Annotated in this window: 2 protein-coding genes; both read right to left on the bottom strand. The window is 36.3% G+C overall.

Annotated features, from left to right (window positions below; genetic code table 11):
- Positions 1–105: 105 nt before the first annotated feature.
- On the bottom strand, positions 106–10,050 hold the full coding sequence (locus HY951_08370) for a gliding motility-associated C-terminal domain-containing protein (protein ID MBI5540058.1): 9,945 nt from the start codon (positions 10,048–10,050) through the stop codon (positions 106–108).
- 329 nt (positions 10,051–10,379) lie between these two features.
- The coding region (locus HY951_08365) for a gliding motility-associated C-terminal domain-containing protein (protein MBI5540057.1) at positions 10,380–14,735 on the bottom strand (4,356 nt) is incomplete at its 5' end.

Below are 14,735 nucleotides of genomic sequence, written 5' to 3'. Positions count from 1 at the left end.
AGCTAACGGCGCAAAGTTAATTTGTTTTTTTAGAAATAAAAAAAATAGATAAAATTATAAAGGCTCCTTTCGGAGCCTTTAATAATAAAAAAATAAAAATTAATATTATCTGATAATCGAAACAACACCGGTTATTGGATCTTTTTCTTCTCCTAACTTAACTATATATACATATCCTCCCATTGGTAAATCTTTACTATTAAATACTCCTTTCCATCTATTTGATGCATTAGTATAATCCAATCCTGTTCCATCGAATTTAAATAGTAAATCTCCCCAGCGGTTATAAACTTCAATTGAAACATCTTCATATCCTGCAATTCCAATTATTTCCAGATCATCATTTTTACCATCACCATTTGGAGTAATAACTGATGGTATCAATAATGGAATATCTATTGTAAATGTTTCAATTAAAGAACAAGAAAATGCATCTGTTATTGTTACAGTATAGTCACCAGCAGATAAGTCATCTAAATTAGCAGATGTTCCACCATTAGACCATATATAAGTAATTGGTAAACCACCGCCTGTAACAGATATATGTATAAAGCCCATATTATTTAAACTATTTGTTCCGTACACTGTATCCAACACCATTGATGGTGGACTAAATAACTGAGATGTGGCAGTTGTAGTACATAAATGCGAATCATATACAGTAACAATATAATTTCCTGATGCCAGACCAGTAGCTAAGGAATCCTGACTACTATTTGACCAGGCATATGTATATGGAGAAGTTCCACCTGTTGCTGTTACTAATGAAGTACCATTAGAATTACCTCCACAACTAGGATTTGTTGAAGTAGTTACTGCTAAAATCTGTGTTGGCTCATTAATAACACCTGTTTCAATTAACATACATCCTTTAGCATCTGTTATACTTACAGTATAACTTCCGGCAATAAGATTATTCAAACTTGAACTTGTTTGAACAGGTGTAGTATTCCACAAATAAGAATATGGAGAAGTACCACCTGAAACATTTGTTGAAAGTATTCCATTACTATTACCAAAGCAAGAGATATCAGCTACAGTAAAGTTTGAATTTAAACCAACAATTGGTGAAGTCACTGTTACTGTAGTATCACTTACACAGCCATTGCTATCTGTAATTGTTACAGAGTATATTGCTGAAGCAAGATTAATCAATGAATCGCTTGTTGCACCATTACTCCATAAATAAATAAATGGTGCAGTTCCTCCAAGAAGAGAAACTGAAATAGATCCTGTAGAGTCACCATAACAATTTACATTAACTATATTATCTACCTGAACCTGACCTGCATTTATACTATTAATTATTGCAGTATAAGTTGAAGTACAAGCATTGGCATCGTAGACAGTTACAGTATAATTACCAGCAGCAAGATTTACTATTGTATCATTTACAGAACTATTTGACCATAAGAAATTATATGCCGGAGTTCCACCAGTTGCTTCAACATACGCCCATCCATCACTACCTATACATGTAGACTGGAATGAATTTCCAGAAAGCACAACAGGAGTCGGAGCATCAATATGAACAGAATCAATTGTTGTACAACCGTGATCATCTGTTATTGTAACAAAGTAATCTGCTGTTCCACCTAATGTCAATATTGTATCGCTGGCTGTATTTAATATATCACTCCATAAGAATGAATATGGAGCAGTTCCTCCGGAAGCAACTACAATTGCCTGCCCGTCATTACTGGCATTACATTTTGGCATTATTGGAGTCTGCATTAATGACACTAACTCAGTTGCCTGAGGTAATGAATAACTTGAACTAAATGTACAATTATGATTATCGGTAACTGTTATGTAATAAACACCAGCCGGTAAATTATTAATTGAATTAGTACTACTTATTAAGTTTCCTGAACCATCCTGCCATATATAATTAAATCCAGGAGTTCCACCTATCATACTAATATTCATACTTCCATCTGTTCCGTTAAAACATGTTACTGGATGCAATGAATCAATATTTACCTGTAATAAACCAGGCTGCAACACATTTACAGTATCTATTGTTACACAACCTGTAGCATCAGTTAATGTTAAAGTATAACTTCCAGATGCAACATTATAAATAGTATCAGCTACTGCTCCGTTTGACCACAAATAATTAAACGGTGGAGTTCCGCCACTTGTAATTGTTGAATGAACATAACCTAAAGTATCTCCAAAACAAGGATTAGGTGTTATTATATCAAATGCTAATGTTGCAGCATTCAAATCTGAAACTGAACCTGTAAAAGTATAGGAACATGCATGAGAATCTGTTACAGTAACGTCATAACTACCTGACAAAAGACTTGTAGCAGTAGATGTTATTTGTCCGGAAGCATTTGCATCCCATAAGAAAGTATAAGCAGGTGTACCTCCAATTGGATTTACAGTTAAACTTCCATCATTTAAATTACAATGTGAACTTACAGGAACAAAAGTAGCGGTAATACTTGAAGGTTCATATACAGTAATACTTTGAGTTGTAGAACAGAAGTTAGCATCTGTAACGGTTACTAAATAATTACCGGCGGAAACATTTAATAAATCTTCGTTTGCACTATTATTATTCCAATGATATGTATATGGATTTGTACCGCCAATAGCTGTCAAATCAATTTGTCCTGTTGCTGTGTTATTACAAATTACAGAATCAACTACCTGAGTGGTTGCAAGTAATGCAGGTTCAGTTATAACAACTGTTGCCACCGATGTACAGAAATTAATATCTGTTACAGTAACAGAATGCGTACCAGCACTTAAACCACCAGTATTCGGATTAGGACTTCCATTAAACCAATGATATGAATATGAAGGTGATCCTCCAATTGCAGAAGCAGAAGCAGATCCGTTACTACCACCAAAACAACTTACAGAATTAATTACTGATGCTGAAGCAACTAATTGCGATGGCTCTGTAATTACTACTGAATTTGAACCTGTACAACCATGAGAATCTGTTGCAGTCACCTGATATGTTCCGGCAATAAGTCCTGGATTATTTGAAGTTAATACTCCATTTGACCATTGATATGTATACGGACCTGTACCACCAGATGTAGAAGCATTAGCTAAACCATCAGCTCCGCCAAAACAATTAACAGGAGAAACAGTTGGAATATTAACCATTAAATTAGCAGGCTGACTTATTGAAGTATTTGTTATTGCAGTACAACTATGCGAATCTGTAATTGTAACAATATAATTTCCGGCAGAAAGATTTGTAGCTGTAGCTGTTGAACTTCCGTCAGACCATAAATAAGTATAATCAGGAGTACCACCAGAAGGAGCTACAGTTGCAGACCCATCAGAGCCACCATTACAAGTTGTATTTGTATATGATGAAATTATTCCTGATACCTGTGTTGGTTGAGAAACATTGGCAGTTGTTGTTGATGTACATCCTTTGGTATCAGTAACAGTTACTGAATATGTACCAGAAATCAATCCATTTGCTGTAGGAGTATTTGTTCCATTTGACCAATTATAAAAATAACTTGGTGTACCTCCTACTGAATTTGCAGATGCAGAACCATCAGCATAACCATAACATGATGGCATACTTGTACCTGTTATTGAAGCTACTAAAGCAGGTGGTTGAGTAATATTAACACTTATTGAAGCTTGACAACCCAATGCATCTGTAATTGTTATACTATAATTATTTGCAGACACATTATTAATTAATGTATCGGTTGCACCATTTGACCATAAATAACTTGCATATGGAAGTGTTCCACCTGTTACAGTTACTACAGCACTACCATTTGAACCTCCATTACATGATACATTATTTGAAGTTACTAATGAAACGCTTGGAGCACCTGTATTATTAACAGATACAGATGTTGTACTTGAACAGTTGTTTACATCTTTAACAGTAACTGAATATGCACCTGCAGGTATTGCAGAAATTGTGCTATTTGTACCTCCGTTTGACCATAAATAGGTATATCCAGGTGTACCTCCACTAGCAGCAACTGAAGCTGAACCATTTGAATTTCCACAAGTAGCATTAGTAAATGCTGGAGTTAAACTTATTGCAGCAGGTTGACCAACATTTGATGTTGAAATTGATGAACAGCTATGACTATCTGTAACAGTAACCTGATAAGAACCTGACGCAAGATTTATAGCAATTTGAGTCGTCTGACCACTTGGGAACCAATAATATGTATAAGGTCCTGTTCCACCAATAGCCGTTACTGTACTTGTACCATTTGCTCCGCCATTACAAGTTGTATTAACAACTGTTGTTGAACTTGTAAGCATTACTGGTTGAGTCACTGTAACAGATGAAGTTGAAGTACAATTATTAGCATCTGTTATTGTAACTGTGTAAATTCCAGCATTTAAACCAGTAGTAGTTGCTACTGCCTGTCCTGTTGACCAGAAATATGTATATGAAGGAGTTCCGCCTGCTGGTAATACAGTTGCAGAACCATTATTCCCACCATTACAAGCAACATTTGTAGAAGATGAAATTGATGAAGTTAGTTGAGTTGGTTGGGTTATTGTTACTGAAGAAGTTGACGTACAATTCTGAGCATCTCTAACAGTAACAACATATGTTCCAACTGATAATCCTGTAGCAGTTCCAGTTGTCTGACTATTTGACCATAAATAAGTATAAGAAGGAGTTCCACCAGATTGAGTTACAGTTGCTGTTCCACTAGATCCGCCAAAACATAGTACTTGTGAAGAACCAGAAATTGATGAAGTTAATGTTGTTGGCTGATTAATTGTCACTGAAGAAATTGAAGTACATCCTTTGTTATCGGTAATAGTTACAGTATAACTTCCTGCACTTAAACCTGTAGCAATTGGAGTCGTTTGGCTATTGGACCATAAATATATGTAAGAAGGTGTTCCACCAACAGGAGTAACAGTTGCAGAACCATTACTTCCACTATTACATGAAACATTTGTTGATGCAGTAATTGATGAAGTAAGTTGAGTTGGCTGAGTTATTGTTAAAGAAGAACTTGATGTACAATTATTCGCATCTCTTATTGTTACTGAATATGTACCAGCAACTAAGTTTGATGCAGTTGAATTAGTTTGTCCGTTTGACCATGTATATGTAAATGTAGGTGTACCACCAGATTGAGTTGCTGTAGCAGAACCATTATTTCCACCATTACATGAAACCTGAGTAGAAGATGAAATAGATGATGTTAAAACAACAGGTTGAGTAATTGTTACTGAAGATGTTGAAGTACAATTATTAGCATCTCTAATAGTCACAGTATAATTACCAGCAATTAATGATGTTGCAGTAGATGTTGTTTGAGCATTTGACCATAAATAAGTGTAAGAAGGCGTTCCACCACTTGGCGAAGCAATTGCAGTACCATTATTTCCTCCATTACATGACACATTAGTTGAAGAAGAAATTGAAGCTACCAATGCAGTTGGCTGTGTAACTGTTACCGACGAAGTAGATGAACAGTTATTTGCATCTCTTACAGTTACTGAATAAGTTCCTTGAGCAAGTCCAGAAGCATTTGCAGTTGTTTGCCCATTTGACCATAAATATGTATAACTTGGAGTTCCACCAGATTGGGTTACAATAGCTGTTCCTGTTGATCCACCATTACATAATACATTTGTCGATCCAGTAATGGAAGAAGTTAAAACTGTTGGCTGAGATACTGTAACAGTATTTGTATGTGTACAACTATGAGAATCCGTAGCTGTAACAGTATAAGTTCCAGCAGATAATCCGGTAGCAGTAGCTGTTGTCTGACTATTTGACCACAAGTATGTATATGTTGGTGATCCACCTGAAACTGTTAAAGTTGCTGTACCATTTGATCCACCATTACAACTAACACTTGTATTTGCGGTAGTTGAGCTTAGAGCTGTAGGTTGAGAAATAGTAACTGAAGCAGTTGAAGAACAATTATTAACATCTCTTACGGTAACAGTATAAGTTCCGGCAACAAGATTTGTTACTGTTGCAGTTGTAGTACCCTGAGACCATAAATATGTATATGTAGGTGTACCACCTCCAGGTGTAACTGTTGCAGAACCATTTGATCCGGCATTGCAACTTACTGCAGTTGAAGATGAGATAGTTCCGGTTACAACTGTTGGTTGAGTAACCGTTGCACTTGCAGTTGTTGTACAACTATGAGAATCAGTAACAGTTACAGTATATGTTCCGGCTATTAAACTAGATGCAGTAGATAAAGTTGAGCCATTTGACCATAAATATGTATAACTTACAGTACCACCTGATGCACTTACTGTTGCACTTCCATTATTTGAACCGAAACAAAGCGGACTAATATTTCCGGTTATTGATGCAAGTAAAGCTGTTGGTTGTGTAATACTTATTGAAGTAGAGGCTTTGCAACCCAAAGCATCTGTAACAGTAACACTATAATTATTTGCAACTACATTAGTAATGCTTGTTCCTGTTGCACCATTAGACCACAAATATGTGTAACCTGGAGTACCACCGGAAGCAGAAATTGATGCACTTCCGTTATTTCCACCAAAACAGCTTACATTATTAGGCGCAGAAGCAGTAACACTTGGAGCACCAGTATTATTAACGGCAACAGTTGAAGTATTAGAACAATTATTAGCATCTCTAACTGTTACTGTGTATGAACCCGCAATTATCCCAGAAATTGAACTTGTTGTTCCACCATTTGACCATAAATATGTATAACCTGGAGTTCCACCTGATGCTGACACTGAAGCTGAACCATTTGAATTACCACAAGTCGCATCAGTTTTTGACGAAGTTAATGCTATAGCAGCTGGTTGACTAACAACAGCAGATTTTATAATTGTGCAACCTTTATTATCAGTAACTGTTACACTATATGTGCCTGCTGAAAGGTTTGTTGCTGTCTGAGTTGTTTGTCCGGATGGGAACCAATTATATGTATAAGGAGATGTACCACCTGATGGGCTTGCCGTAGCAGAACCGTTTGAACCACTATTACAACTGGTATTTGTTGCTGAGGCTGTTGCAGCTAATACTAAAGGTTGTGTAATATTTACCGACTGTGTGCTTGAACAATTATTTGCATCACGGATTGTTACCGAATAACTTCCTGCAATTAAACCAGTAGCAGTTGCACCAGTTTGCGAATTAGACCATAGATATGTATAAGAAGGCGTACCTCCTGATGCTGCAACTGTAGCTGCACCATTATTTCCTCCATTACATGAAACATTTGTTGATGATGAAATACTTGTAGTTAATGCTGTAGGTTGGTTAACCGTTACAGAAGAAGTGGTACTACATAAATTAACATCTCTAACTGTCACAGAATATGTGCCTGCAATTAATCCTGTTGCAGTTGCAGTTGTCTGAGCATTGCTCCAAAGATAAGTATATCCAGGTGTACCACCTAATGGTGTTGCAGTTGCAGTTCCAGTATTACCTCCATTACATAAAACAGAAACTGACGAAGTTGTCGCAGATACAGAAGTTGGTTGTGATATTGTCACTGATGAAATTGAACTACAATTATTTGCATCTCTAACTGTTACACTATAACTTCCTGCCAATAAGCCTGAAGCAGTTGCAACAGTTTGTCCGTTTGACCATGTGTAATTGTATGCAGGTGTACCTCCAGACCCAGCTGCAGTTGCTGTTCCATTTGCGCCACCATTACATGCGACATTTGTTGATGATGATATTGAAGATGCCAAAGTTGTAGGTTGAGTAACAGATATTGATTGTACAGTACTGCAATTATTTGCATCTTTTACTGTAACTGAATATGCTATAGCGGATAAACCTGTAGCTGTTTGAGTAGTTTGTCCATTTGACCAAGTATATGTATAACCTGGAGTACCACCAGATGGTGTTGCTGTAGCGGTTCCATTATTTCCACCATTACAACTTACATTAGTTTTAGTTAATACCGCACTTACAGCTGTAGGTTGGGTAATAGTAACAGAAGAAACTGAAGTACAACTATTAGCATCCCTAACAGTTACAGAATAAGTTCCAATTGCTAAATTGATTGCTGTAACAGTGGTTTGTGAATTAGACCAAGTATATGTATATCCAGGGGTACCTCCTGATTGTGTTACAGTTGCACTTCCATTATTTCCACCAAAACATAATACTTGAGTAGAGCCTGAAATCGAAGAAGTTAGTGCAGATGGTTGAGTAATTGTTACGGTTTTTGTACTAGAACAAAGATTTGCATCTCTAACAGTTACAGTATATGTTCCTGCAACTAAGTTTATAGCAGTAGCAGCAGTTTGTCCGTTCGACCAACTATATGTATAAGCAGGAGTTCCGTTTGATGCAGTTACTGTTGCAGCACCATTATTACCTCCACTACAACCAACATTTGTTTGAGAAGAAATAGATGTTGTTAATAAAGTAGGTTGTGTTAAAGTCGTTGAACCTGTAGATGTACAACCATGAGTATCAGTAACAGTAACAGTATATGTAGCAGCTGTTAAACCACTTATACTGGATGAAGTTGCACCAGTTGACCAGCTATATGTATAACCTGGACTTCCTCCTAAAGCTGATACTGAAGCAGTTCCATTATTACCTCCATTACAACTTACATTTGTTTTTGAAACTGTTGAAGTTAAATTTGAAGGTTGCGAAATATTTACTGATGAAACTGCATTACAAACACCTACAGCATCTCTGACTGTTACAGAATAATTTCCAGATGCTAACCCTGTTGCAGTAGCTGTTGTGGCTCCATTACTCCATGTATATGTATAAGGAGCAGTACCTCCACTACCCGAAGCAGTAGCACTACCATTCGATTGACCAAAACAATTTACATTACTAACAACTGAAGCATTTGAAGTAACTCCAGTTACAGAAAAATTAAGAGTTTGTCCTCCGGTTGGATGGCTACAAATATCTGATACAGAATTGGCAACAAGTCCAATCGTATAAGTTCCACCTGAGGTAAACGCAGGACTTACATTTAGAGTATAATCTCTATCATAAGATCCCCCTGCAGAGCAAACAGAACTCCATACCGAACTTACTGTATATGGACCACCAGGTCCTGAAATAGTAAAATCTGTATTTTGAACTGTACTACAAGAAACATTTTCACTAAACCTTACAGTTACAAAATTTTGCCCACAAGAAGGACTTGCTGCTACAGCATACAAATATGGTCCAGTATTATCAACTATTTGAGCTGTACCTCCAAAATTAATTGAGTAACCTGTTTGAGTAGATGAAAAATTACTTACATTCACAACATATGTTTGACCAGTTGTAACATTTAAGGCTGCGTTATAAACACCACCTGTAGCAGATTCACAACTATTAGAACCTGATCCATTGGGACCAGTAGTTCCATCAGTAGCTGAATAATTACAACTTACTTGCAAACTTGTATTTGAATATATATCAGCACAGTTCGCATTTGTTAAATTATATACAGCCCAGTCATAATCATCTCCTGACGAATTCGGAGTAATAGCAAAACTAACAGTACCTGAATTTTGAACAGTAAATGTATACCAAACATCATTTTTCTCTCCAGACAATAAACAGTTAGCAGGACAACCACCTGTTGTCGAAATCTCATTAGGATAATTACCTGTACCAGAGTATGAGACTACCGTTGAATATGTAGCAAAACATAATGGAATAGCTCCATCACAATCCTGAACAGTTGGTGCAACTGCTGCATTACGAGAAACAGTTGTAGTCATACAAGTACTAGCAGTTCCACAAGAGGAGTTTGTATTATAATGAGTAAAAAATACACCACCAGCAGTTGCTGTCCAAGTTAATGGAGTTGTTCCAGAAGCTACTACTGCCCCATTATATGTTCCTGACCTAATAGTAATGTATGTTCCTGCTATACTTGCAGTTGAAGTATAACTCGCACCAGAAACGGCACCTGTCATTTGGTTATATTCAGATTGATAATTACAGGTAGAAATTGTATAGACAGCAGTTGTTGGTGCTGAATAAGCAGTTGAAGGATAAAAAGAACTATTTGTACACTGCGCACTTAATGTTTCTGAACTGCTATAAAAAATTAATGCAAGCAATATTAAAACAAGAATTTTTTTTCTCATATTCAATAATTTAGAAGGTGTTTGGATTTTTATTGTTTGGTTTGGTTTATTTATTTTATTTAATTCACACATCCATAAAAATATTAACAAGTAAATTCACTCATAAAAATAACATGAGAAAAAATACCTAATACGTAATTATTCAACATTATACAAAGCTACATTTTTCTGTTAACAAGCAAAAATACGGTACTTTAGAATAATACGCAAATATATGTATCAAAGTTTCATTATAATTATTTAATATTTAATTTTCAAAATCTAAAAATTGTAATTACAAATAAAAAAGGCTCCAAATTTGGAGCCTTTAAATATATAGTGAAATATTACTATCTAACAATAGAAACAACACCGGTAACCGGGTCCTTATCCTCTCCAATTTTAACAATATATACATATCCACCCATTGGCAGGTCTTTCCCATTATACTTTCCATTCCATCGTTTTGAGGCATCAGTATATTCCATTCCTGTTCCAGAAAATGAAAACAACACATCTCCCCATCTATTAAACACTTCTATTGAAACATCTTGATAACCTGCAATTCCTATAATTTCTAAATCATCATTTTTACCATCATCGTTAGGTGTTATAACAGAAGGTATTAATAAAGGTATATCTATTGCAAACGTATCTGTTATCACACATAAATTTGCATCAGTAACAGTAATAATATATTCACCTGTTGGCAAGTTACTAATGTTTGGCAATGTACTTCCAGTTGACCATAAATAAGAATATGGTAATTGTCCTCCTGTAACCGTAACATTTACATATCCTAAATTAGAGGCATCAAGACCATTTATTGAATTAATAACCATTGGTAAAGGATTATATAATTGAGCAGTTGCAATTACTGAACAATAATGAGCATCAGATACTGTAACCATATAGCTACCATCTGATAAACCATTAGCTAAAGAATCATAATCATTATTAGACCATGCAAAGGAGTATGGAATAGTACCTCCGGTAACAGTAACCAATGCTGACCCATCATTACCATTACCACATGTAGGATTTGTTGGGATTGTAATCGCACTAAGAACTATTGGTTCAGAAACTGTTCCACTTGCTATAATTAAACAACCATTTACATCAGTAATTGTTACCATATGTGTAGAAGCAGACAAGTTAGTTAAACTTGATAAAACAGCAGTATTATCCCACAAATAAGAATATGGAGGAGTACCTCCGCTTGTAGAAGTAGTTAAAGCTCCATTACTTCCACCAAAACAAGAAACATTTAAGGATGACACATTTGCTATTAATGCATTAGCTGGTTGCGCAACTTGAATTGTAGTATCTGCAATACAAGAATTAACATCAGACACAGTAACATGATAATAACCCGCCGAAAGATTACTAACACTCGAAGAAGTTTGTCCAGGAATATCCCATTGATAGGTGTAAGGTGCATTTCCACCAAGCATAGAAACAGTAATAGACCCTGTTGTATCACCATAACATAAGACATTTGAAAGTTGAGTAATACTCACAATTCCACCCAGTACATTACTTACAACCGCTGTAAATACGGAAGTACATGCACTTGCATCAAATACAGTTACAGTGTAATTTCCTGCTGACAAATTATTAATTGTATCATTTGTTGAATTAGTTGGATCATCCCACAAGTAATTATATGGAGATGTACCTCCTGAAGCTATTACATTTACTGATCCATTACTAGCTCCACATAGAGCATTTAAAATATTTGGAGTAATTATCACAGGTGTTGGAGCTGAAATATGAACAGTATCTATAACTGAACATCCATTTGCATCAGTTATAGTTACATAATAATCGGAATTTCCTGCTAAAGTAGAAATTGTATCATTTGATGTTGCTAAAACATCACTCCACAAGAAACCATATGGAATAACACCTCCTGTAACAACTACCACAGCCTGCCCATCGCTGCTATAACTACATTTAGGAGATGTTGGCTCGAGCATAACTGAGTTTAATATTGCAGGTTCAGTTATTGTTACAGATCCGGTAGATTGGCAATTTGCAGCATCAGTAACATTATATGAATAAGTTCCTGCTAAAAGATTTGACAAATCTTCTGTTGAATACGCACCATTATTCCAATTATATGTATAAACACCTGTACCACCAGTTACAGTTAAATCAATTGAACCTGTATTTAACCCATTACATAAAATATTTACCTGAGTCGTAGTTGATATAGGCGCTCCACTATTTGAGATATTTGCATTATCTATCAAAGTACATCCGTTGGCATCCTGTATTTCAACTGTATAATTTCCAGAAGGTAAATTAATTGCAGTTGCAGATGTTCCACCAATTGGTGACCAAAGATACGAATAAGCACCTGTACCACCTGAAACACTTACAGTTGCAGTCCCATCAGAAAGTCCACAACCAGCAAGTGTTGTTGTAACTGAAGATGTAATTAAAGAAGGTTCAGTTACTGTAATAGTAGTAATTGACGAACAATTATTTGCATCTGTAACTGTATAAGAATATGTTCCAGCAGTAACAGTATATATTCCTGTGCCAGTATAAACTCCAGTTCCACCAATAGCAGAAACAGTAATATCCGCAGTTCCACCATTACATAAAATACTGGTTGCTGTAGAACTAGCAATTAAAGTATCCGGATCATTTACGGTTATACTGGTCATATTTGTACAGCCATTTTCATCTATTACCGTATAATTATAAGTACCTGCAGAAACAGTAAACACTCCTGTTCCAGATACTATTCCTGTTCCTCCAGTTGAAGTAACAGTTATATCTGAAGTACCACCATGGCAGAGTATAGCAGTTGAAGTTGAACTTGCTACTAAAGTATCAGGTTCAGTAACTGTAATACTTGTAACTGCAGTACAACCATTTGCATCTGTAACTGTATATGAGTAAGTACCTGCAGAAACTGTAAAAATTCCAGTACCAATTAATAAACCAGTACCACCATTTCCAGTAACATTAACATTTGTTGTACCACCATGACATAAAATAATTGACGCAGTTGAATTTGCAATCAAAGTATCTGGTTCACTAATTGTTATTGCGCCTGTAGTATGACAATTTGCAGCATCTGAGACATCGTATGAATATATTCCGGCTGGAACGTTATTCAAATCTTCAGAATTATATGCTCCACTATTCCAATTATAAGTATAAGCACCTGTTCCACCGCTCACAGTAAGATCAATAGAACCCATATTTAAACCATGGCACATAACATCAATAAAAGTATTACTAACAATAGGAGCACCACTATTTGAAATATTTACATTATCAGTTACAAAACAACCATTTGCATCAGTAGTAACAACAGAATAACTTCCTGCAGGAATACCTGATGAAGTGGAACCTGTTCCACCAAGAGGTGACCACAAATAAGTTAAAGCACCAGTACCTCCTGAAGCAGTTACAGTTCCTGTGCCATCAGATAATCCACAACCTGCAAATGTTGTAGAAACAGATGTTGAAATTGCTGTTGGTTGAGAAATTGTAATATTTGTTATTGACATACACCCGTGAGCATCTGTAACTGTGTAACTATAAGCACCTGCTGTCTGAGTAAATGTTCCATCACCAATAAATGGAGAAGTTCCGCCTGTTTCGGTAACTGTTACAATAGAGGTACCACCATTACATAATATTGGAGTATTAACAGAACTGGCAACCAATGTTGCTGGTTCAGTTAATGTAATGCTTGCAGAAGCTATACATCCACTTGCATCAGTAATAGTATAATTGTATGTTCCAACAGTTTCTGTAAATAAGCCAATTCCTGAATATGGAGCTGTTCCACCTGAACCAGAAACCGATACTGAAGCTGACTCACCATGACACATTATTCCAGTTGAAGTAGCTGTTGCCACAGGCAATGCATTAACAGTAACAACATGATTTTCAAAAACTGGGCCATTACATCCAGTTGCAGTAGCTGTAATAGTTGTTACACCACTCCAAGTTGCAGGATAGGTAACAACACCAGTTGCAGCTATAATTGTAACACCACCTGTTATACTTGTTGCATCCAAGCTATATGTCATTCCGGTTGAATTAATTGCAGTAGTCGTATAGGTTACATTTCCAGCACCCTGACAACGTGATGATGTTGCCGGAGAAAATGCATTTAAAAATACTGATGGAGTTATTGTTACAACATGAGTTGTTGTTGCTGGACCATTACAACCTGCGGCACTTGCTGTGATTGTTGTTGTTCCACTCCAGCCCGCTACATATGTAACTGCACCAGTTGCTGCTACAATTGTATTACCTGCACCTGAACTTGCTCCATCTATGCTATATGTTATACCAGTTGAATTTGACGCTGTTGTTGTATAAGTTACAGTTCCTGCACCCTGACAACGGGTCGAGGTTGCTGGGGAGAAAGCATTTATTGTAACAGTTGGAGTTATTGTTACCACATGAGTAGTCGTTGCTGGACCATTACAACCTGCGGCACTTGCTGTGATTGTTGTTATTCCACTCCAACCTGCTGGATAGGTTACTGCACCGGTTCCGGCTACTATTGTTACTCCACCGGTTATACTTGCACCGTCAAGGCTATAAGTTATACCCATTGAATTATTTGCAGTTGTTGTAGTTGTTACTGTACCAGCTCCCTGACAACGGGTTGAGGTTGCTGGGGAGAAAGCATTTATTGTTACAGTTGGAGTTATTGTTACTACATGAGT

Source organism: Bacteroidia bacterium, from assembly GCA_016218155.1.
Lineage (GTDB): Bacteria > Bacteroidota > Bacteroidia > Bacteroidales > GWA2-32-17 > GWA2-32-17.
Note: the sequence above shows the minus strand (reverse complement) of the source record. Positions and strands in the feature narration are given on the sequence as shown.

Excerpts from the sequence above, each read along its gene's own strand:
- HY951_08370 (MBI5540058.1), bottom strand. The coding sequence starts at position 10,050 with ATGAGAAAAAAAATTCTTGTTTTAATATTGCTTGCATTAATTTTTTAT.